Here is a 21,541-nt window from a genome sequence, read left to right as displayed (position 1 = left end):
CTTACGCTTCGTTGCCTACCATGCCGCTCAGTTGCTCGACTTGGTCGTTCAGCTCCAACCAGCGTTCTTCGAGCTGATCGATTTCATCGTTGCAGGCCTTGAGGCGACGGCCGGCTTCGGCGATCTCGGCAGCGGCCATGGGCTCGGCCATGCGGGTTTCGAGTGCGCTGCGTTCGGCTTGCAGGGCCGGCAGTTTTTTGTCGATCTGTTCGATTTCCTTGCGGAAGGGGCGCAGCGAGTCGGCCATTTGCTGGCGTGCCAAGGCGGCTAGACGGCGCTGTTCCTTTTGGTCCACGGCAGAAGCGGGAACTGCGGCCGCCGCAGCTTTGGCAGCAACCACTGGCGCTGCAACGGCTGGCGCAAGAGCCACGGCAGCGGGCTTGGCAGCAGCTGCCTTGGCGGCGTTGAGTTCGGCGTTCTTGGCTTCTTCGCGCAGGCGCTTGGATTCTTCCAGCAGGTAGCGCTGGTAGTCGTCCAGGTCGCCGTCGAAGGGGCCAACCACGCCGCGGCCAACCATCCAGAAGTCTTCGCAGACCGAGCGCAGCAGCGAACGATCGTGGGAGACCAGCATGACGGTGCCGTCGAAGTCGTTGAGCGCCATGGCCAGCGCTTCGCGGGTGGCCAAGTCCAGGTGGTTGGTAGGCTCGTCCAGCAGCAGCAGGTTGGGGCGTTGCCACACAATCATGCACAGCACCAGACGGGCTTTTTCGCCCCCGCTCATGGTGCCCACGGCCTGCTTAACCATGTCACCCGTGAAGTTGAACGTGCCCAGGTAGCTGCGCAGGTCTTGCTCACGGCTCGGTTGCTTGGCATCGGCACCCATTTCACGGGCCAGGCGGATCATGTGCTCCAGCGGATTGTCCTCGGGGCGCAGCACGTCCAGCTCTTGCTGAGCAAAGTAGCCGATGTTCAGACCCTTGCCTTCAGTGACGTCGCCGCCCAGAGCCTTCATGTCGCGAGCAATGGTCTTGACCAGGGTCGATTTACCTTGGCCGTTGGCACCCAGGATACCAATGCGCTGACCTGCCAGCACCGAGCGGTTGACACCGCGCAGGATGGTGGTGGCGTTGCCTTCTTCGTCCGTATAGCCGAACGAAGCATCGCTGATGGACAGCATGGGGTTGGGCAGATTGGCGGGTTCTTTGAACTCGAAGGTGAAATCGGCCTCGGCCAGCACCGGGCCGATCTTTTCCATGCGTTCCAGCTGCTTGACTCGGCTTTGGGCCTGTTTGGCCTTGCTGGCCTTGGCCTTGAAGCGGTCAATGAACTTCTGCAGGTGGGCCATCTTCTCTTGTTGTTTGGAGAAGCTAGCGGCTTGCAGTTCGAGCTGCTGGGCGCGCAGCTCTTCAAACTTGCTGTAGTTGCCGCCGTAGCGGTTCAACTCGCCGCTTTGAATTTGCAGCGTGACGTTGGTGATGGCATCCAAAAACTCGCGGTCGTGGCTGATGACGATCATCGTACCTGCGTAGCGCTTGAGCCAGGCTTCCAGCCAGACCAGGGCATCCAAGTCCAAGTGGTTGGTGGGCTCGTCCAGCAGCAGCAGGTCGGAAGGGCACATCAGTGCGCGTGCCAGCTGCAGGCGCATGCGCCAGCCGCCGGAGAAGCTGTCGACAGGGTTGTTGAGCTCGCTGGCGCGAAATCCCAGGCCCAGAATCAGCGCCTGGGCACGGGCTTCGGAGTCGTGCGCCCCGGCGTCGTGCAGGTCGGAATAGGCTTGGGCAATGGCCATGCCGTCGTCAGCCGCTTCGGCTTCTGCCAGCTGGCGCTGCACCTCGGCCAGGCGCGTATCGCCCTCGAGCACGAAGTCTGTCGCGCCCTGGTCGGTCTCGGGCATGTTCTGGGCCACTTCGGCCATACGCCAGCTCGAAGGGATGTGAAATTCACCGCCGTCTTCAGTCAGCTTGCGACTGAGCAGGGCAAACAGACTGGACTTGCCTGCACCGTTGCGGCCGACAAGACCGACGTTTTCGCCAGGGTTGATGGTGGCGGAGACGCTGTCGAGCACGACTTTGGTGCCACGGCGCAGGGTGACGTTTTTGAGGGTAATCATTGGGGCAAGATTATCCCAGCGATTGGACGAGCCCGTTTCTGCAGGGTTCTTGTTGTTTTGTGGCAGGAAGCGCAGGTGTTTTTACAAAATGAATAAAAAATGCCTGAAGTGCTTTTCAGGGTTGCACTGTAAGCTATCAAATTTGATTGTTTGGAGTGCTTGATCGCGAGGAGGCGGCCTGGAATGCCTCGCATGGACGGATCGTGTGCCGCAGTCTTGGACTAAATGTCAGCCAATGGTAATGTCGGTCTGGACTGACACGGAGCCGCTGGGCAGGTCAGCAAGATGGAAGCGCCTTTTAGTTATCAAGGCGAACAATGTCTGCTCCTGGCTCAGCCGAGTGCAGAAGATGGCATTGGGCGTCTCACACCATTCCTAGATGCATTCCCAATCACCGATGTCCTCTGATCCTGCCGACTCCAGCCGCCATCACTGGCGGGTGGAAGATATTGAGCTGAACGGCATAGACCGCGCCGCCATAGAGCACAACGAAGATCTGTTTTTCATGCTGCTCAGTGCGTCTTTTGTCGAGACAGGCTCGGATACCTATGCCAACAATCTGGCCGAGCATTACGGCGATCACCCTGAAATCAGTGCCTGGCTCAAGCGGCACTGGGAAGCCGAGGAGTTGCAGCACGGCCATGCCTTGCGCGCTTACGTGGAGGCAGTGTGGCCGCTGTTTCCCTGGCAGCAGGCCTATGACGGTTTTTTTGCCGAGTATTCCCAGCTGTGCACCATGGAAGAGCTCTACCCCGATGCGCGCCTGGAGCTGGTGGCGCGCTGTGTGGTGGAAACGGGCACCACGGCCTACTACCAGACGCTGGGCGGCCTGACCGAGGAGCCGGTGCTCAAGGTGCTGCTAGGCCATATTCGCAACGACGAAGTCAGCCACTTCAAGCATTTTCTGCAGTATTTCAAGCAGCTGCAGCAAACCCAGCCCGTGGGCCGGCTGCAGATTGCGCGCATTCTTTATCAGCGGCTCAAGGAGATGCGCGAGAGCGACTCCGATGTGGCGCTGCGCCATGTCTGGGCGCATAGGCAAGGGGTGGGCGGAGCATATGGCGGTGCGTTTTTTGCGCAGCCCAGTGCGCAGTTCGAAGTGATGGCCCAGCGCATTTACCGCCTGGTCAGCAGCCGACTGCCTGCCGATATGGCGGTGCGCATGTTGCTCAAGCCTCTGCTGCTGCCCCACAAGGTGGAAGGCCTGCTGCATGCGCCCATAGCCAAGTTTGCAACGCGGGTGATGTCTGCCTGAACGGTGCAGCCCGCAAGCAATGGCGGTGACTAATTTTGGCGGTAATTAATAAAAACCATAGCGGCTGGCGCTGGCTATTTCTAGGTTCTGGGTATGAATAATGCCAAAACCAAGAAATAGCAAACGCCAGCCGCTTTGTTTTTGATAGCCGATGCGATGATTGCTTAAAGGCTTAGCGCTGCCGTATTGCCCTGGCTCCAGTGACGCAGCGCTTCTTCGGTGATCAACAGCACCTGTTCGTCGCCCGAGCTGGTGTCCAGCCAGAAGACCGGTAGATCGGGGAAGGCGGCTTCAAAGAACGGCTTTTCATTGCCGATTTCCAGAATCACCACCGCGTTCTTGTTTAGGCGCGCCGGCAGATCCAGCAAGAGCTGGCGGATGAAGTCCATGCCGTCATCACCGCCGGCCAGGGCCAGTTCGGGCTCGGCCTGGTATTCGGCGGGCAGCTTGCGCATGCTGTCGGCGTTCACATAAGGGGGGTTGCACAGCACCAGATCCCAGGGGCCGGGCACGGCAGCCAGGCCGTTGCTTTCCACCAGCTGCACGCGGTCTTGCAGGGCGTGCTTGTCCACATTGATGCGGGCTACGGCCAGGGCATCGGGCGAGATATCGGCGCCGGTGACCTGCACCTCGGGCCAGGCCATGGCGGCCAAGCAGGCCAGCGAGCCGTTGCCGGTGCACAAATCCAGCACCTGGGTGGTCTTGTCCGAGAGCCAGCCGTCAACGCTGCCGTCGGCCAGCAGCTCGGCAATAAAGCTGCGCGGCACGATGGAGCGCTCGTCGATATAAAACGGCACGCCTTGCAGCCAGGCTTCGCGCGTGAGATAGGCCGCAGGTTTGCGGCTGCGGATGCGTTCTTCGAAAAGTGCAGCAACCAGCGCTTGTTCTTCTTGGGTTACAGGCCGATCGGCCAGAGATTGCGGCGCGCCGGGCGTGAGTTCGCTGTCCAGGGGCAGGCCCAGCTTCCAGAGGGCGAGCCAGGCCGCTTCGTCTTCGGCAGTTGCCGTGCCGTGGCCAAAGGCAACGCCTGCGGCCGTCAGGGCCTGGGCGCCGCTGGCGACGAGTTCGGCGAGGGTGTCACCGTGGATGGCGGGGGAGGGAGTCGAGGTCATGCGGCATTTTAGTTTCATGCCGCATGGCAGGCGGGCGCGGCCCGCTATTTACCGGTGCATCTGGTGCAACTGTTCCAGCGTCTTGCGATAAATGTTCTTGAGCGGCTCGATATCGGCCACGGCAATGTATTCATCAATCTTGTGGATGCTGGCGTTGGGCGGCCCCATCTCGATGACCTGCGAGCAGATCTGGGCGATGAAACGTCCGTCGCTGGTGCCGCCGGTGGTCGAGAGTTCGGTGGTCAGCCCGGTCTCGTCCTGGATGGCAGCCTGCACGGCCTGCACCAGGGTGCCGGGCTCGGTCAGAAACGGTTGGCCGCCAATGGTCCAGACCAGTGAATACTCCAGGCCGTGGCGGTCCAGCACCTCGTGTACGCGCTTTTGCAGCGAATCGGCCGTGGATTCGGTGGAAAAGCGGAAGTTGAAGTCGATCACCACATGGCCGGGGATGACGTTGCTCGCGCCCGTGCCGCCGTGGATGTTGCTGATCTGCCAGCTGGTGGGCGGGAAGAAGTCGTTGCCGCGGTCCCAGACGGTGGTGGCCAATTCGGTCAGCGCAGGCAGGGCCTCGTGAATGGGGTTGCGTGCCAGCTGCGGGTAGGCGATATGGCCCTGAATGCCGTTGACGGTGAGCTTGCCGCTCATGGTGCCGCGGCGGCCGTTCTTGATCATGTCGCCGGTGCGCTTGACGGAGGTGGGCTCGCCAACAATGCACCAGTCCAGGCGCTCGTTGCGCTTTTTCAGCATCTCGACCACGACCTTGGTGCCGTCGATCGAAGGGCCTTCTTCATCGCTGGTCAGCAAGAGAGCGATGTCGAAGGACGGCTCGGGTGTGGCTTGCAAGAACTCTTCCAGCGCCACCACGAAGGCGGCGATGGAGGTTTTCATATCGCTGGCACCACGGCCGTAGAGGCGGCCGTTGCGGTGCATGGGCACAAACGGCGGGCTGCTCCATTCCTTGAGCGGGCCGGGCGGCACCACATCGGTATGTCCTGCAAACACCAGCACGGGCTTGCCCGCTGTTGATCCTGAAATGATAGCTTCTGACGCAGATGCAGGGCTGGCGGTCGTGCGTTTTGCCCACAGATTGCAGACGCGGAAATCCTGGGGGCCGCTGTCCAGCCGCTCGCAGGCAAAGCCCATGGGGTTCAGCGCGTCGGCCAGCAGCTCAAGGCAGCCGGCATCTTCAGGGGTGACGGAAGGCAGGCTGATCAGCTGCTCGGTCAGTTGCAGAGTACGGGACATGGGGGAGGGTTCTGGGCAATCCGGGGCGACACGGCAGTCGCAAGCGCTGCAGGCCGACCCCAATCAAGTTGACGAGGTGTAAGCAGCTCGTATTGTGACGCCTGTGGGCGTGGCGTGGGGCGCGCGCTGTGGCCTAATTACAGCGGTTTGATGTCCAAAGTGATTTCTGTAAACGATGGCATATCGTCATCACCGGGCAGCAGCACATCGGTCTCCTCGTTGGCTTTGTCCTTCTTGGCCTGGAACAGCTCATTGTCCATGCGCCACATCAGATTGGTGGGCGAGTCGGCATAGGACAGGGCTTCTTCGCGCGTCACCAGTCCATCGACCACCAGCTTGGCCAGCGCCTGCTCGAAGGTCTGCGAGCCTTCGGCCATGGACTTTTCCATGGCTTCCTTGACGCCGCCGAAGTCGCCTCTAAGAATCAGGTCGGAAATCAGCTTTGTGTTGAGCATGGCCTCCACGGCCGGCATGCGCTGGCCATCGATGGTGCGCACCAGGCGCTGGGAGATGATGGCCTTGAGCGCGGCTGAGAGTTCGCCCAGCATGGTGGGGCGGATCTCTTCGGGGTAGAAGGACAGAATGCGGTTGAGCGCCTGATAGCTGTTGTTGGCGTGCAGCGTGGCCAGGCACAGATGGCCGGACTGGGCATAGCTCACGGCGGCCGACATGGTCTCGCGGTCGCGGATTTCGCCGATCAAAATCACATCGGGTGCCTGACGCAACGCGTTCTTGAGCGCCGTGTGCAGCGACTCGGTATCGGTGCCGACTTCGCGCTGATTGACGATGGATTTCTTGTTGCGAAACTGGTATTCGATGGGATCTTCCACCGTCAGAATGTGGCCGGTGACTTTCTCATTGCGCTCCTCGATCATGGAGGCAAGGGTGGTACTCTTGCCCGAACCCGTGGCTCCGACCAGCAGGACCAGACCGCGTTTTTCCATGATCAGCTCGCTGAGCACGGGCGGAAGATTCAAGGATTCGCGGGTGGGTACGCGCTGGGAGATAAAGCGGACCACCACCGCATAGGTGCCGCGCTGGCGCATGGCGCTGATACGAAAGCGCCCCACGCCGGACAGGGGCACGGCCGTATTGAGCTCGCCCGTGGCCTTGAGCTCCTCAATCGCTTCGGGCGAAGCGACTTCGGCCAGCAGGGCCAAAGGGGCTTCGGGCGGCAGCAACTGGGCGTTGATGGGAACGCATTCACCATTGATCTTGATGAGCGCCGGGGCGCGGGCAGACAAATACACGTCGGAGGCTTTTTTCTCGGCCATCAGACGCAGGATTTTTTCCATGGTGCTCATACATTCCTCATCTTGTTCTGGGTTCTGCTGTCCAGACCCTCTCGGTGCGAGCATGTTAGCGCCTTGCAGGCGGGGTGCCGGCATGCAAGGCGCAGGCAGCTGATCCTGTGCAAACAAAAAAGCCTGCACGCAAAAAATGCGGGCAGGCTTTGCCGGGGTCGCGTCAGGCGCTCAAACCCCTTTGGGGGGCGGGCGTCTTCACGCCAGCCTATCAGTCGCGCAGCAGATCGTTGATGCTGGTCTTGGAGCGGGTCTGGGCATCCACGCGCTTGACGATGATGGCGGCATACATGCTGTAGTCCTTGCCGTCCTTGGTCTGCTTGGGGATGTTGCCGCTGACGACCACCGAACCGCTGGGCACGCGGCCGTAGCTGATTTCGCCGGTTTCGCGGTTGAACAAAGGGGTGGACTGACCGATGTATACGCCCATGCCCAGCACGGAGTTTTCTTCCACGATCACGCCTTCGACCACTTCGGAGCGTGCGCCGATGAAGCAGTTGTCTTCAATGATGGTGGGGTTGGCTTGCAGGGGCTCAAGCACGCCGCCCAGGCCCACGCCGCCGGACAGGTGAACGTTCTTGCCCACTTGAGCGCAGGAGCCCACGGTGGCCCAGGTGTCGACCATGGTGCCTTCATCCACATAGGCGCCGATGTTCACATAGGAAGGCATCAGGATGGCGCCCTTGGCGATGAAGGAGCCGCGACGGGCCACGGCAGGAGGCACGACGCGCACGCCGGTGGCGGCGATCTGGGCTTCGCTCATGCCTTCGAACTTGGTGGGCACCTTGTCGAAGAAGTTCAGTGCGCCGCCATTGATCAGGGCGTTGTCCTTCAAGCGGAAGGACAGCAGCACGGCTTTCTTGAGCCACTGGTGCACGGTCCACTGGCCCACGCCTTCACGGGTGGCCACGCGCATGCGACCGGCGTCCAGCTCGGCGATCACGTGTTCCACGGCATCGGCCACTTCCTTGGAGGCGGCAGCAGGCGAGATGGAAGCACGGTTGTCCCAGGCGGTGTCGATGATGGATTGCAGTTGTTGCGTCATGATGTTTTCGGTCAAAGATCGAAAGTTGAGGTGAATCGGTGAAGTGCAAAGGTCTGCGGCGGCAGACCGTGCTGGTTTTTATAGGCTACTCACATCGGTGCTAATGCCTGGGCTAGCACCTGGGCATCAACGCCTGAATATCAGCGCGTGCGGGCTTCGATGAAGGCGGCAATGCGCTGTGCGGCTTCCAGGCATTCTGCCGTTTCAGCCACCAGAGCCATGCGTATGCGCTTGGCGCCGGGGTTGAAGCCCTGGGCCTCGCGTGCCAGATAGCTGCCGGGCAAAACGGTGACACCTGTGCAAGCATACAGCTGTTTGGCAAATTCGGCGTCATCCATGCCCAGGCTATCGGGAATGCCGGCCCACAGATAAAAGCTGGCATCGGGCAGCTTCACATCCATGACCTTGGACAGCACGGGCGTGACTTGCTCGAACTTTTCCTTGTACAGACGGCGGTTTTCCACCACATGGGCTTCATCGCCCCAGGCGGCCACCGAGGCGCTCTGCACCACGGGGCTCATGGCGCCGCCGTGGTAGGTTCGATAGAGCAGAAAGGCCTTGAGCAGCTTGGCATCACCGGCCACAAAGCCGCTGCGCAAACCGGGCACATTGCTGCGCTTGGACAGGCTGGTGAACATCACCAGGTTCTTGAAATCGCTGCGGCCCAGCTTCAGCGCCGCTTCCAGGCCGCCCAGCGGAGGCTGGTCGCCGAAATAGATCTCGCTGTAGCACTCGTCGCTGACGATGACGAAACCATAGCGGTCCGACAGTGCAAACAGCTTTTCCCACTCGCTCAGCGGCATTACTGCGCCCGTGGGGTTGCCGGGCGAGCAGACAAAGATCATCTGCGTGTTCTGCCACACGTCATCGGGCACGGCATCCCAGTTCACCGCAAAGTTGCGGCTGGCGTCGCTGGCGGCGTAATAGGGCGTGGCCCCGGCCAGCAGGGTTGCGCCTTCGTAGATTTGATAGAAGGGGTTGGGGCAGATGACACGGGCGCCGGCCTGGCTGCTGTCCACCACCACCTGGGTAAAGGAGAACAAGGCTTCGCGCGAGCCGTTGACGGGCAGCACCTGGGTGGCGGCATCCAGCGCAATGCCGTAGCGCTGATTGGCCCAGGCGGCGCAGGCCTCGCGCAAAGCGGGCGTACCTGCGGTGGCCGGGTAGACGGACAGGCCCTTGAGGTCGGCACTCAGGGCTTTTTCAATGAAGGCCGGCGTGGCGTGGCGCGGCTCGCCAATGCCCAGGCTGATGGGTCGAATGTCTGCGGGCGGCTGAACCGAGGCGAACAGTTGGCGAAGGCGTTCGAATGGATAAGGCTGAAGGCGCGAGAGCAAGGGATTCATGGGTGTCTATTATGGGCTGATGCCATTTCAGCATGAGAGAGGAGCGCGAAATTGCGGGTAATCCGCGCTCGAAATATTTCAATTTGTTACGTAAGCTTGCGGCCTGGAAAGTGACTGGGCCATGCTGGCTCAAAGGCGTATCAATGGCGGGGAATGGTTGGCGGTGACCCATTCCTGCCATGTTCGCCCTGGCGCTCGTGGCGAGAAATGTGGGCAGTAACTTGCGGCATGCCGCAGTGTGCCGCAAGCCGTGGCAGATGCAGGCCAGCTTGCAGTTTTTCAGTCAGAACTGACGAAATAACAGGTGATGCAAGGGAGATTGGCGATGGGGCAACTGCGGGATATGGGGTCAGGTATGAAGGCTGTGGAAGCGGCAGGGGTGGACAACGCCGCAGCCGCGAGCCGCATTCCCGATACGGGTACCGTCAAGGCGGCGCGAATCGCAGGGAGCAAAAGCGCTGCAGGCAAGCACGCGGCCCTGCTGCTGGTAGGCGGCCTTTGGTTGCTGGCCGGTCCGCTGCTGCCCGGCATTGATGTGGCTGATCGTGTGCCGGGCATGTACTGGGTATGGTTGCCGCTGTGGCTTGCGGGCATGACCGCTTGGGGATATCTGTGGAGCGGTCAGCGCAAGACGCAGTGGTTGGCGGTGCAGGATGCGATGCGCAATGTGGCCCATGGGGATTTGCGGCTGGCGCAGCGAGCGTCGGCCACGAATTCAGGCTCCGAGCAGCTGATGACGGAAATGGTCAGATCGCTGTCGGGCATGGTGGCCGATGTGCGCAGCAATGCCGCTCTGGTGGCACAGGCGGGGCGGCAGATGGTCAATGAACATGAGGCCCTGGAGTCCCGCACCCAGACCCAGGCCGGTAATCTGGCGCAGACCGTGGTCAGTGTGGAGCAACTGAGCAGCACCGTGCAAAACAATGTGGAGGTGGCTCGCGCCGCCCATGCCCAGGCCAATGGCGTGAGCGCTGCTGCGGATGGGGGGGTGGCTGCCATGGCACATGCCGTGCAATCGGTGGAGGCCATAGAGCAAAACGCAGGCCGCATGCGCGAGATCATTGGCGTGATCGATTCCATCGCTTTTCAAACCAATATCCTGGCGCTGAATGCTGCCGTGGAGGCGGCGCGCGCCGGTGAACAAGGTCGTGGCTTTGCCGTGGTGGCCAGCGAAGTGCGCACGCTGGCTCAGCGCAGCGCTGAGGCGGCCAAGGAAATCCGCCAATTGATTGGGGAGACCGTGCAGCAGGTGACGCAAAGCACCAAGCTGCTGCGCCAGGCGGGCAGCGAGATTGAGGGCGTGACGCAAGGCATACATGAGGTGGTGGCGCATATGGGCCAGTTGTCCGAATCGGCCAGCAGTCAGAGCCAGGGCCTGGTCGAGATCAGCAATGCCGTGCGGGCCATAGACCAGATCACCCAGCACAACGCGCAAATGGTCGGCCATGCCCTTGATCAGGCCCAGGCGCTGCAGCAGCGCGCCCAGGTGTTGTCAGGGACGGTATCGCGCTTTCGCTTGCAGCAAGGTACGGCAGAAGAGGCAGTTGCCCTGGTGGACGCCGCCTTGCAACTGGCCCAAAGACTGCCCAGCACGCGGGCTTTGCTGACGGCCGTGAGCGACCCTCAGCAGGCTTACTACGACCGAGATATGTATGTGTTTGCGCTGTCTGCTCAGGGCGAGTACCTGGCGTTTGGCGGCAATCCGTCCAAGGTGGGGGTACGGGTGCAGGACGTACCCGGCATCCGGGGTGAGCAGCTGATTGCCGACATCATTGCCCAGGCCGAGTCCTGCCCGGGCTGGGTGGAGTATGACTACATCAACCCCAGCACCCAGCAGGTGCAGACCAAGATGTCCTACGTATGCAAGCACCGCGATCTGTATTGGGGTTGTGGCGTGTACAAAAGCCTGACCGCAGCCTGATCAGGCGTCTTGAGAAATCCTGAATTGATAGCTGATAGCCCATGTGCTTACTGGGCTATCGGCTTATTTCGCAAGAAATGGCTGTGTTTCAGCTTGCGCTGGGAGGGCGCTGGGCACGGGCCTTGGCCAGGATGGCGGCAATCGTGGCTTTTTTGCTGGCGCTGGCGTCGGTGTCTGGCGCTGCTGTCTCGGGTGCCGGGACATGGGCTGGCACCTTGGGTGCCTCAGCTTCTGCGGAAGTGGCAACTGGCGCGGAGGTGGTGGATGCTTGCGCCGTCTGGCTGGGAGCCGTTGCCAGCTTGGCTGCCGGTTTGTCTGCCGCCAAGCGTTGCTGGCGGCGGGCATAGCGCGTGCGTGCGTGCTCGGCCTGGCTGGGGCTCCATGCATCCCAGCCCGTGGCCTGGCCGCATACATTAATCAGCTCTATGCAGTCCACCGGGCACACGGGTAGGCACAACTCGCAGCCGGTGCAGTGCGTGGCTATCACGACGTGCATGCGTTTGTTGGCGCCCAGAATGGCATCGGTGGGGCAGGCCTTGATGCATAGCGTGCAGCCTATGCACCAGGCTTCGTCGATGACCGCCACGGTGCGCGGAGCTTCCAAGCCGTGCTCGGCGCTCAAAGGCAGGATGGGCCGGCCGGTGATGGCCGCCAGGCGTGCCACGCCCTCGGCTCCGCCGGGCGGGCACTGATTGATGGGAGCTTCCTCGCGGGCAATGGCATCCGCATAAGCGGCGCAATCAGGGTAGCCGCAGCGCGTGCATTGGGTCTGGGGCAAGACTGCATCAATGTTCGCAGCCAGTGCTTGAAGCGAGGAGGCTGCGGACATTGATGGATTCATGGTCTAGCCTCTGCGCTTGGAACGCTGCGAATTGCGTGCGTTCTCGGGCGCAGCGCCATTTTTACCTGTTTGGACCTTGGTTTCAGGCTTGGCAGCCGAAATCACCGAAGTATTTTCCGCTGTGGCCACCGCGATGTCGCCGCCTGCAGAAAAATCGCTCTCTTCAGGATTATCGGTTTGGATCGTGGTTTCAGGCTCGGGAGCGGATTCCACCGGAGTATTTTCCGGGGTGATCACCGTGGCCCCGGCGCTGACGCTGTCGGAGTCCTCGCTGTCATCGGGAAACGGTGCATCGTCGCTGACACTGGGTGCATGACCGGCGGCGCTGGCGCTGGTGGCGCTGGCAGGCTGGTGAGCCAGAATGAACTCGCAGACCTGGGGATACACCACTTTGCGCCAGCGGCTGCCGCTGAAAATGCCGTAGTGGCCCGCGCCTGCGACTTCGATGTGCTTTTGTGCATTGGCATCAATGCCGGTACACAAATCATGGGCGGCACGGGTCTGGCCTGAGCCCGAGATGTCGTCCAGCTGGCCTTCCACGGTCAGCAGAGCCGTGTTCTGGATATCCTGAGGGCGCACACGCTCGAGCTGGCCTTCGGGTGAGCGGACATCCCAGGTGCCCTTGACCAGCTTGAACTCCTGGAACACCGTGGCAATGGTCTCCAGATAGTAGTCGGCGTCCATGTCCAGCACGGCGTTGTACTCGTCGTAGAACTTGCGGTGATGCTCGGCGCTGGCATCGTCACCCTTGATCAAGTCCTTGAAGTAGTCGTAGTGGCTGTTGGCGTGGCGATCGGGGTTCATGGCCACAAAGCCCGAATACTGCAAAAAGCCCGGATACACGCGGCGGCCGGCGCCCGGGTAGTTGTCGGGCACTTCGTAGATCACATTGTTTTCAAACCAGTCGTAGCTGCGGGTCTGGGCCAGATTGTTCACGGCCGTGGGCGAGCGACGGGCATCGATGGGGCCGCCCATCATGGTCATGGACAGCGGCGTGGTTTCGCCGCGGCTGGCCATCAGCGAGACGGCAGCCAGCACCGGCACCGTGGGTTGGCAGACGCTGACCACGTGGCACTGACCATAACGGCCTTGCAGATACCGGATGAACTCCTGCACATAGTTCACATAGTCGTCGAGGTGGAATTCACCTTCGGACAAAGGCACGGTGCGGGCATTCTTCCAGTCGGTGATGTAGACCTTGTGATCGCTGAGCATGCTTTGCACGGTGTCGCGCAGCAAGGTGGCATAGTGGCCGGACAGCGGGGCCACAATCAGCACCACGGGCTGGCTGAGCATGGCGTCCAGCGTCTCCGGGTCATCGGAGAAGCGCTTGAAGCGACGCAGCTCGCAAAACGGCTTGTCCACTTCCACGCGCTCGCGAATGGTGACATCCACCCCGTTCACATCCACGCTCAGCAGATTGAACTCGGGCTTTTCGTAATCTTTGCCCAGTCTGTACACCAGATTGAAGCCAGCGGCCAGGCGTTGGGCCATTGGAATCTTGCTCAGTGGCGAATGAGGCGTGCTGTAGAGCTTGGAGGCAGCCTGGGCAAAGTCAGCAAAAGGCTCGACCATTGCGCGTTGCATTTCATAGAACTGATAGAGCATGGGGCAAGGGTTTCAGGGTTATGTTGCAGTGCAATATAACAGCTGTATTTGACTTGCGAAGTAGTGGAAGCCCTTTGGTATTTTCTATTGCCTTGCTTGGTGTATGGGCTGTTTGCTATGGCTCAGAGCATGCCTCCAGTGGTACGGCCATGCAGCCGGCGGCCAGCACCCCAAAAACCGATTGTCAAAAATATTGACTGCCTGTGCACAAAGCCCAACAACGCATCAATAGGTCAACAGCTTGGCTGAGGGACTTGCGGTGCTGGCGTTGATCAGGCCAGTGGCTTAAAAGCGCAGGCCTGCGGGATTGTCCGCCGTAGGCGTACCCGGCGGCGTGGCGCTGGGCGCTGCAGCGGGGCGTGTGGTCCGGCTGCTGGCTGCCTCGGGCTTGGCTGCCTTGGGTTCGGCGACCGGCGTTGTCAGCGGTCTGGGGGCTGGGGCTTTGTACTGTGCCGGCAACTGGGGCTGTGCCGGATAGCCGGCAGCACTCAGGTACTGGTTCCAGCTGTCGGCGTTAAAGCCTTTCAGATGCTGGCTGCCGACGGTGGCAAACGGCAGGCTGTCCTGGCCGCTGAGCTTTTTGAGGGCGTCGGCATCGCTTGCGGTTTCTATGCTGCGCTCGGCAAACGGAATGCCACGGTTTTGCAGATGGCTGCGGGCTTCGTCGCAGGGGCTGCAGTCTTTGGCGGCGTACAGCGTGACGGGGTAGCGTTTGGTGGCTTCACGCAGCTGATACGGCAGTTGCGCATTGCTGCTGTTGCTGGCGCTGCCTGAGTCGGCTTCGGCCGACTTGAGCTCGCTGCTTTTTTTCGTGCCATCCACGGGAGGGCGATCCGAGAAGCTCACGCGCCCATCGGGGCCTACGATTCGGTAAACCCCCTGAGCCTGCACGGACAGCGGCAGCGCGCTAGCCAAGGCCACGCAGGCCAGCACCATCAAGCTTGCGGTCTTCTCTGCGGTCTTTGGTCGCCAATGGCCGGCGAGTGGGCGGTGCGGGCTGTTGTCAGGGCTCTGTCGGTGCATTGTGGGCGCTAAGGGTCGTGGAAATGGCTTGAGCATAACGCCGCACTGCGCGCTTGGCCCTTCGATGAAAACCTGATGTGCCTGGGCTTGACCTGCCTGCATGAAAAAAGCGCCCTGGCGGGCGCTTTTGATAGTGGTGGTGTGCGGTGCGGTCAGGCGGCCTGTGCCATGCCTTGGTGGCGCAGCAAGGCGTCTAGCTGGGGCTCGCGGCCGCGGAAGGCCTTGAAGGACTCCATGGCCGGGCGGCTGCCGCCGACTTCCAGAATGGCCTGGCGGTATTTGCGGCCGGTTTCCGGATTGGGCGAACCATCGGGCAAAGCGGTTTCTTCAAAGGCCGCGTAGGCATCGGCGCTCAGCACCTCGGCCCATTTGTAGCTGTAGTAGCCTGCCGCATAGCCGCCAGCAAAGATATGGCTGAAGGTATGGGACATGCGGTTGTAAGCCGTGGTGGGTAGCACCGCCACCTCGGAGCGCACCTTGGCCAGCAGCGGCATGAAGTCGTCTGCAGGGTTGTGCTCGGTGTGCAGCAGCATGTCGAACAGGGCGAACTCGATCTGGCGCAGCGTCTGCATGCCGGACTGGAAGTTCTTGGCCGCAATCATCTTGTCGTACAGCGCGCGCGGCAGAGCCTCGCCGGTATCGACATGGGCCGTCATGTGCTTGAGCACATCCCATTCCCAGCAGAAGTTTTCCATGAACTGGCTGGGCAGCTCCACCGCGTCCCATTCCACCCCGGAGATGCCGGCCACATCACGCTCGCTGACCTGGGTGAGCATGTGGTGCAGGCCATGGCCGGTTTCGTGGAACAAGGTGATCACATCGTCATGCGTCAGCAGCGCGGGCTTGCCATCCACGCCGGCGGCAAAGTTGCACACCAGATGGGCGACCGGGGTTTGCAGCTGGTGGGTGTCGGGGCGCAGCCAGCGGGTACGCACATCGTCCATCCAGGCGCCGCCGCGCTTGCCCTTGCGGGCCTGGGGGTCCAGATAGAACTGGCCTACCAGTTGCGGGCCTTGTGGCGTGTTGCGCTCAATGCGGTAGAACTCCACGCAGGGGTGCCACACGGGAGCTTCATCGCGACGGATGGAGACTTCAAACAGCGTCTCCACGATCTTGAAAAGGCCGGCCAGCACCTTGGGTGCCGGGAAGTATTGCTTGAGCTCCTGCTCGCTGAAGGAGTAGCGAGCTTCCTTGAGCTTTTCGCCGATGAAGGCCCAGTCCCAGGGCTGAGGATCGGCAATGCCCAGCTCGGCCTTGGCAAAGGCGCGCAGATCGGCCACGTCTTTTTCGGCATAGGGGCGGGCGCGCTGACCCAGATCGCGCAGGAAGTCGATCACTTCCTTGGGCGAGTCGGCCATCTTGGGCACGACGGAGACTTCGCCGAAGTTTTTGTAGCCCAGCAGCTGAGATTCTTCCAGGCGCAAAGCCAGGATTTCCTTCATCACGGCGGTGTTGTCAAAGCGCTTGGCATCGCCTTCGGCCTGATCGGAGGCGCGGGTCACATAGGCCTGGTAGAGCTTCTCACGCAGGGCGCTGCTCCTGGCAAACTGCATCACGGGCAGATAGCTAGGCATCTTGAGCGTGAGCTTGTAGCCTTCCTTGCCATCTGCCTCGGCAGCCGCCTTGGCGGCGGCAATCACATCGGCGGGCACGCCGTCCAGCTCGTCGGCAGTGGCGTAGTAGGCAAAGGCATCGGTGGCGTCCAGCGCGTTCTCGCTGAACTTCTGTGCCAGCTCGGCCGAACGAGCCTGGATTTGTGCAAAGCGCTCCTTGGCCGCGCCTTGCAGCTCGGCACCCGAGAGCACAAAGCCGCGCATGGCGTGATCCCAGGCGGCGCGCTGCTCCTGGTTGAGGCTGGCGGGATCAATGGCCTTGTACTTGGCATACAGGCGCTCGTCGGCGCCCAGATTGGTCCAGAATTCGGTAACTTTTGGCAGAGCCTCGTTGTAGGCGGCGCGCAGCTCGGGGGTGTCGGCCACGCTGTTGAGGTGATTGACGGCACCCCAGGCGGTACCCAGCTTCTCGGTAGCCACATCGAGCACGGCCGAGATAGCTTCCCATTGGGCGGGAAAGTCGGGTGCGACGACGGTCTCCAAAGCCTCGCTGGCGCGGGTCAGCAAGATATCGATGGCAGGGCCCACATCGGCGGGCTGAATGCGATCAAACAAGGGCAGGGCAGAGGATTCGAGAAGTGGATTGCTCATGCTGTATTAGGTGCCGGCAAAGACGGGTAAATCAAGAACCGCCATCGCAAATATTGCTATGGCGGTGATAGCGTCAGTCGCCTGTCAGTCAAGCGCTTGAAGCGATTTTTCCTGGTAGCGGTCCGGCGAACCCTGGCGACAAGGCCTGGGCGGCTCCGGCCGCTGCCATCAAGCGGCCGAGCGCTCGGCCGATTCCATGGTGTTGACCAGCAGCATGGTAATCGTCATGGGGCCGACACCACCGGGCACAGGGGTGATGTAGCCGGCTACTTCCTTGACACCGTTGAAGTCCACGTCGCCGCAGAGCTTGCCTTCGGCATTGCGGTTCATGCCCACGTCGATCACCACGGCGCCGGGCTTGACCATGTCGGCCGTCAGCACATCGACCTTGCCTACGGCGGCCACGATCACGTCGGCCTGGCGCGTCATGGCGGCCAGGTCGGCCGTGCCGCTGTGGGTGACGGTGACAGTGGCATTGGCAGCCAGCAGCATCATGGCCATGGGCTTACCAACGATGTTGGAGCGGCCGATCACCACGGCGTGCTTGCCGCGCAAATCCTTCATGCCGATGGATTCCAGCATCTTCATGCAGCCGTAAGGCGTGCAGGCCTTGAAGCCGACTTCACCCACCATCAGCGCGCCGGCGCTGGCCACGTGGAAACCGTCCACGTCCTTGGCGGGCGAGATGGTTTCGATGACCTTGTGGTCGTCGATGTGCTTGGGCAGGGGCAGCTGCACCAGGATGCCATGGATGCTGGGGTCGTTGTTCAGCGCTTCCACGCGGGCCAGAAGTTCGGCCTCGGTCATGCTGGCGTCGTACTTTTCCAGCACGGAATGAAAGCCCACATCTTCGCAAGCCTTGACCTTGTTGCGCACATAGACCTGGGAGGCCTGGTTGTCGCCGACCAGGACCACGGCCAGACCGGGCGTGATGCCCCGGGTCTTGAGAGCGGCCGCGCGGGTGGCGACTTCCTTGCGCAGTTGTTCGGAGAGGACTTTGCCGTCGATGATTTGAGCTGTCATGGCTGGATTTACCAATAAAAAATGCTGCTAGCCCTTGATTTACAAGCACTAGCAGCTATCAGAATGGGAGTGAGCAAAAGCGGCTGCTTTGCGGGTGCTCCGTCAATTATCTCGCGTTATTTTGCGATGGGGTTTGGGCCCGACCGCAAATCATCCGGTCTTAGTTGACTGCTGCGGCCTTGGCGGCGGCGCTGGTCTGGCCTTGACCCAGGGCAATCTTGAGCAGATCGGCCACGGTGTTGGCGTTGAGCTTTTCCATGATGTTGGCGCGATGGGCTTCCACGGTCTTGATGGAAATGCCCAGATCGTCGGCAATCTGCTTGTTCAGACGGCCGGCCACGATGCGTTCCAGCACCTGGGCTTCACGGCCGGTGAGCTTGGCCAGCAGCGCGTCGCGGCTGGCCGCTTGCTGGTGACCGGCAAAAGCTTCGCGAGCGTGTTCGAGCATGCGCTCGACCAGACCCACCAGTTCTTCTTCGTCGAAAGGCTTCTGGATGAAATCCAGCGCGCCTTTTTTCATGGTGTTTACGGCCATGGGCACGTCGCCGTGACCGGTAATGAAGACGATAGGCAGGGGGGACTTGCGCTCGATCAGGCGATCTTGCAGCTCCAGACCCGTCATGCCGCCCATGCGGATGTCAACGATCAGGCAGGCCACCTCGCGGGGGTCGTAGCGGGAGAGGAAGGTCTCGGCCGAGTCAAAGCAGCGTACCCGGTAGTCTTTGCCTTCTAGCAACCATTGCAACGAATCGCGAACCGCTTCATCGTCATCAACTACGTACACAGTGCCTTTTTTGGGAATCAAACTCATGCAATCGTCCTCTAGGTAGGTTCGCTTGTCTCGGTGGGTGTTGTTGTCTCCACTCCCGTTGCCAAAGGCAGCCAGAATGAAAACCGGCAACCAGTGACCTCTGAGCCATTGTAGAGGTTCTCGGCGCGCATTCGACCGTGATGCGACTCGACAATCGAGCGGCACAGGTTCAGGCCAATCCCCATGCCTTCGCTTTTGGTGGAGAAGAAGGCTTCAAACAAGTGCTCCAGCACTTCGGGCGGCATGCCCTTGCCCGTGTCTTCCACACTGAATTCCACGCCGTTCTGGCCCTCGAATAACTGGGGACGCACCCGCAGTTCCACGCGCCGCTGGCCTGTGGGTCGATCGGAATAGTCAATGGACTCGGCACTGTTTTTCATCAAATTGATGAGAACCTGCTCGATCAGGATGGTGTCTGCCATCACGCGGGGAAGACGCTCGGCCACATGGGCCGAGAGCTGCACATTGCGCCGGCGCAGCTCGATGCCGGCCAGCTCTATGGCTTCGTTGACCATGTCCGACACCTGGGCCAGTGTGCGGTTGGGCTCGCTTTTCTTCACGAAGGAGCGGATGCGCTGAATGATCTGGCCGGCGCGCTGGGCCTGGTGGGCGGTTTTCTCCAGAGCGAACTTCATCTGCTCGGGGGTCAGCGTGCCTTTTTCCAGGCGAGTGAGCATGCCCGAGCTGTAGTTGTTGATGGCGGTCAGCGGCTGGTTGAGCTCATGGGCCACGCTGGAGGCCATCTCGCCCATGGTGATCAGACGGCTGGCGGACTGGGCTTTTTCGGCCTGTGCGGCGGCCTGATCTTCGGCCAGGCGGCGCTGGGTGATGTCGGTGGCAATCACCATCTGGGCCAGACGCCCGTCCACCCAGCTCAGGTAGCGTGAGCGCACTTCCAGCCACTTGCCAAGATCGGGCAGGAAAATCTCGGCGTTGTTGGCGCGGGCGGCGGTCAATGTGGCGGTTGGCAGGCCCATCAGGCCGTCTTCGTCTTCCATCTCCGGCTGGTGGCGTATCGGCAATTTGCCCGCCTGGGCCACCAGTTGCAGATGGCCGTCGGTCTGCGAGCCGAACCACTGGCGGTAAAGCTTGTTGGCAAACAGCAGCTCGGCGCTGCCCAGTGGTGCTACAGAAACAGAAGCATCAAGCGCTTCCAGCACAATGGTGAAACGCTCATAAGAGGCTGAAAGCTGGGCGCGAATGCGGTTGGGCTCGGTAATGTCCGTCATGGACGACATCCAGCCCGTGTGCTGGCCGTGGGCATCGATCAGCGGCGAGACATACAGGCGCGCATCGAACTGTGTGCCGTTCTTGCGCTGCACGCGTACCTGAAAGCCGCCCACGATGGTCTTGCCCGAGAGCTCTTCGCGCAGCTGTGAATGCAGATTGTCGTAGTCGTTGTCCGGCCAGTAAGGGTAGGGCGGCACCTGGCCCACCAGGTCCTGCTCGCTCCAGCCCGTCATCTGGCAAAACGCGGCGTTCACATAGGTGATGCGGCCTTGCAGATCGAGGGCGCGCATGCCGGTGAGCACGGAGTTTTCCATGGCGCGGCGGAAATTGGTTTCGGCTACCAGGGCTTCCTGCGCGCGCTGGCGGCGCCGGGTGTGGCGCCAGGTGGCCAGCAGCATCCAGGCCGTCATGGCGCTCAGCGTACCCACCAGCCAGAACAGGCCAGAGCCCACCACACCCAGCGAGGTGCGGTAAGCCTGGGCGCGCAGCATCAGGCTGTTGCCCACGGGGGCGACGGCCAGCTTTTCCTCGTTGGCCACGCCGCGCCAGCGCAGCAGCTCGGTGGGCGTTTTGCGCGGCATCAGTGGCGTGCCGGCCAGCACCTGCCCCTGGCTGTCAAGCATGGTCACTGCGTAGCGCGCCATGATCTCGGTGGGCGTGCCGTAGCGCAGCAGACTGTCTACCGAGAACTCGCCCAGCAGCTCGCCCACATAGCGGTTGTTGCTCAAAATCGGTACATGCAGCTGCAGCAGCGGTGCCATCTCCCCCTTGCTGGCGGGTTGCTGAACATAAATGGGCTGCAGCATCTCGCGGGCCTGCTGGATGGCCGCACCGGTTTCGCCGCTTCCTAGGGTTTCTCCTAGCACATGCTGCTGATCCGTGCTGACCGTGGGCGCGGACTGGCTTTCCAGCACTTTTCGCCTGTCGTCCACCAGGGTGACAGATTGCAGCTCCGGGTACTGGCTGATCAGCGCTTCGGCGCGGGCCGAGAAGTCGGCTTTCTTCAGATCGCGCGTGCCCATGTCGCGGGCCATGCGCATCAGCTGTTCCTGGCGCTCGAGCAGACGCAGGCGCACCCGCTGCTGTGCATATTCCACATCGCGGCGCAAGGCGTCCTGTTCACGCTCCACTTCTTCTGTGCGCAGGTACCAGAAGGAGGCCGTGATGGCTGCCATGAACATCAGCACTGCGGCCAGCGGGGCCAGAGCGGCAAAGCGGTCCTGGCGAGTCGGGGAGAGGCTGCGCCACCAGCTGCGCCACCAGCGCACCGGTGCGGCGATGGTGTCGTCGCGGATCTGTGCCTGTTTTTCAGGCGCGTTAGGGCTTGATTGCATCCCCGAAGTGTAGGTGAGAGACCGTGCGATTTAGGCGACTATTTTTGTCGCCCAAATGTCGTTTGAAGCCCTTCTTCCTGTATGTGCATTTGCAGCATAATTTCATATTATAAAATCAGAATGCGCTATTTGAAATTTGAAAAAAATGTGCGAAACTCTGCCCGCATCGAAAAAGTGATAGCGATTTAG

Annotated in this window: 15 protein-coding genes; 2 read left to right on the top strand and 13 right to left on the bottom strand. The window is 61.4% G+C overall.

The annotated features are described in order from the left end of the window. Position 1 precedes the first annotated feature (1 nt). Complete coding sequence (locus EAO39_RS13060; RefSeq protein ID WP_120968006.1) at positions 2 to 2,050, bottom strand: ATP-binding cassette domain-containing protein; 2,049 nt, start codon at positions 2,048 to 2,050, stop codon at positions 2 to 4. A 397-nt stretch (positions 2,051 to 2,447) separates the two neighbouring features. Here EAO39_RS13060 and EAO39_RS13055 point away from each other — a divergent pair, with 397 nt between their 5' ends. Then, on the top strand, positions 2,448 to 3,305 hold the full coding sequence (locus EAO39_RS13055) for a ferritin-like domain-containing protein (protein WP_240466991.1): 858 nt from the start codon (positions 2,448 to 2,450) through the stop codon (positions 3,303 to 3,305). A 164-nt stretch (positions 3,306 to 3,469) separates the two neighbouring features. Here EAO39_RS13055 and prmB read toward each other — a convergent pair whose 3' ends face one another. The 5 genes from prmB to dapC form a co-directional block, all read right to left on the bottom strand. Beyond that, complete coding sequence (prmB, locus tag EAO39_RS13050) at positions 3,470 to 4,417, bottom strand: 50S ribosomal protein L3 N(5)-glutamine methyltransferase (RefSeq protein WP_120968002.1); 948 nt, start codon at positions 4,415 to 4,417, stop codon at positions 3,470 to 3,472. A gap of 48 nt (positions 4,418 to 4,465) precedes the next feature. After that, the gene (gene dapE / locus EAO39_RS13045) at positions 4,466 to 5,662 is read right to left on the bottom strand and encodes a succinyl-diaminopimelate desuccinylase (RefSeq protein WP_120968000.1); all 1,197 of its coding nucleotides are present in this window, start codon (positions 5,660 to 5,662) and stop codon (positions 4,466 to 4,468) included. 137 nt (positions 5,663 to 5,799) lie between these two features. Beyond that, positions 5,800 to 6,966, bottom strand: a complete 1,167-nt coding sequence (locus tag EAO39_RS13040; protein ID WP_120967998.1) for a PilT/PilU family type 4a pilus ATPase — start codon at positions 6,964 to 6,966, stop codon at positions 5,800 to 5,802. Positions 6,967 to 7,177: 211 nt separating this feature from the next. Beyond that, the gene (gene dapD / locus EAO39_RS13035; RefSeq protein WP_120971050.1) at positions 7,178 to 8,011 is read right to left on the bottom strand and encodes a 2,3,4,5-tetrahydropyridine-2,6-dicarboxylate N-succinyltransferase; all 834 of its coding nucleotides are present in this window, start codon (positions 8,009 to 8,011) and stop codon (positions 7,178 to 7,180) included. A gap of 140 nt (positions 8,012 to 8,151) precedes the next feature. Continuing rightward, positions 8,152 to 9,357 (bottom strand): succinyldiaminopimelate transaminase, encoded by a 1,206-nt coding sequence (dapC, locus tag EAO39_RS13030; RefSeq protein WP_120967996.1) that lies wholly within the window; start codon positions 9,355 to 9,357, stop codon positions 8,152 to 8,154. 355 nt (positions 9,358 to 9,712) lie between these two features. Here dapC and EAO39_RS13025 point away from each other — a divergent pair, with 355 nt between their 5' ends. Next, entirely contained in the window at positions 9,713 to 11,278 is a 1,566-nt protein-coding gene (locus tag EAO39_RS13025; RefSeq protein ID WP_240466990.1) for a methyl-accepting chemotaxis protein, read from the top strand. Positions 11,279 to 11,366: 88 nt separating this feature from the next. On the opposite strand, the gene rsxB is transcribed toward EAO39_RS13025, so the two are convergent. From rsxB to EAO39_RS12990, 7 genes are all read right to left on the bottom strand, one after another. Beyond that, the gene (gene rsxB / locus EAO39_RS13020) at positions 11,367 to 12,107 is read right to left on the bottom strand and encodes an electron transport complex subunit RsxB (RefSeq protein WP_205589383.1); all 741 of its coding nucleotides are present in this window, start codon (positions 12,105 to 12,107) and stop codon (positions 11,367 to 11,369) included. A gap of 15 nt (positions 12,108 to 12,122) precedes the next feature. Then, positions 12,123 to 13,727 carry a polyhydroxyalkanoate depolymerase gene (phaZ, locus tag EAO39_RS13015; protein WP_120967992.1) on the bottom strand — a complete coding sequence of 535 codons (1,605 nt, stop codon included), beginning with the start codon at positions 13,725 to 13,727 and terminating at the stop codon, positions 12,123 to 12,125. Between the two features lie 285 nt (positions 13,728 to 14,012). After that, the gene (locus EAO39_RS13010) at positions 14,013 to 14,663 is read right to left on the bottom strand and encodes a glutaredoxin domain-containing protein (protein ID WP_162989643.1); all 651 of its coding nucleotides are present in this window, start codon (positions 14,661 to 14,663) and stop codon (positions 14,013 to 14,015) included. Between the two features lie 239 nt (positions 14,664 to 14,902). After that, positions 14,903 to 16,954, bottom strand: coding sequence for a M3 family metallopeptidase (locus EAO39_RS13005; protein WP_120967988.1), 2,052 nt, complete (start codon positions 16,952 to 16,954; stop codon positions 14,903 to 14,905). A gap of 168 nt (positions 16,955 to 17,122) precedes the next feature. Further along, a complete protein-coding gene (folD, locus tag EAO39_RS13000) occupies positions 17,123 to 17,977 on the bottom strand; it encodes a bifunctional methylenetetrahydrofolate dehydrogenase/methenyltetrahydrofolate cyclohydrolase FolD (protein WP_120967986.1) in 855 nt (284 codons plus the stop codon). A 160-nt stretch (positions 17,978 to 18,137) separates the two neighbouring features. After that, the gene (locus EAO39_RS12995) at positions 18,138 to 18,788 is read right to left on the bottom strand and encodes a response regulator transcription factor (RefSeq protein ID WP_120967984.1); all 651 of its coding nucleotides are present in this window, start codon (positions 18,786 to 18,788) and stop codon (positions 18,138 to 18,140) included. Between the two features lie 11 nt (positions 18,789 to 18,799). Next, positions 18,800 to 21,352 carry a PAS domain S-box protein gene (locus EAO39_RS12990; protein ID WP_120967982.1) on the bottom strand — a complete coding sequence of 851 codons (2,553 nt, stop codon included), beginning with the start codon at positions 21,350 to 21,352 and terminating at the stop codon, positions 18,800 to 18,802. Positions 21,353 to 21,541 lie beyond the last annotated feature (189 nt).

It is taken from the genome of Comamonas sp. lk (assembly GCF_900564145.1).
GTDB lineage: Bacteria > Pseudomonadota > Gammaproteobacteria > Burkholderiales > Burkholderiaceae_C > Comamonas.
The sequence above is the reverse complement of the archived record's forward strand: the minus strand, read 5'-3'. Positions and strand labels throughout refer to the sequence as shown.

Coding starts and splice junctions, on each gene's coding strand:
- EAO39_RS13060 (WP_120968006.1), bottom strand. CDS start 2,050: ATGATTACCCTCAAAAACGTCACCCTGCGCCGTGGCACCAAAGTCGTG.
- folD (WP_120967986.1), bottom strand. CDS start 17,977: ATGACAGCTCAAATCATCGACGGCAAAGTCCTCTCCGAACAACTGCGC.
- EAO39_RS13025 (WP_240466990.1), top strand. CDS start 9,713: ATGAAGGCTGTGGAAGCGGCAGGGGTGGACAACGCCGCAGCCGCGAGC.
- EAO39_RS13055 (WP_240466991.1), top strand. CDS start 2,448: ATGTCCTCTGATCCTGCCGACTCCAGCCGCCATCACTGGCGGGTGGAA.
- dapC (WP_120967996.1), bottom strand. CDS start 9,357: ATGAATCCCTTGCTCTCGCGCCTTCAGCCTTATCCATTCGAACGCCTT.
- phaZ (WP_120967992.1), bottom strand. CDS start 13,727: ATGCTCTATCAGTTCTATGAAATGCAACGCGCAATGGTCGAGCCTTTT.
- dapE (WP_120968000.1), bottom strand. CDS start 5,662: ATGTCCCGTACTCTGCAACTGACCGAGCAGCTGATCAGCCTGCCTTCC.
- EAO39_RS12995 (WP_120967984.1), bottom strand. CDS start 18,788: ATGAGTTTGATTCCCAAAAAAGGCACTGTGTACGTAGTTGATGACGAT.
- rsxB (WP_205589383.1), bottom strand. CDS start 12,107: ATGTCCGCAGCCTCCTCGCTTCAAGCACTGGCTGCGAACATTGATGCA.
- prmB (WP_120968002.1), bottom strand. CDS start 4,417: ATGACCTCGACTCCCTCCCCCGCCATCCACGGTGACACCCTCGCCGAA.
- dapD (WP_120971050.1), bottom strand. CDS start 8,011: ATGACGCAACAACTGCAATCCATCATCGACACCGCCTGGGACAACCGT.
- EAO39_RS12990 (WP_120967982.1), bottom strand. CDS start 21,352: ATGCAATCAAGCCCTAACGCGCCTGAAAAACAGGCACAGATCCGCGAC.
- EAO39_RS13040 (WP_120967998.1), bottom strand. CDS start 6,966: ATGAGCACCATGGAAAAAATCCTGCGTCTGATGGCCGAGAAAAAAGCC.
- EAO39_RS13010 (WP_162989643.1), bottom strand. CDS start 14,663: ATGGTGCTGGCCTGCGTGGCCTTGGCTAGCGCGCTGCCGCTGTCCGTG.
- EAO39_RS13005 (WP_120967988.1), bottom strand. CDS start 16,954: ATGAGCAATCCACTTCTCGAATCCTCTGCCCTGCCCTTGTTTGATCGC.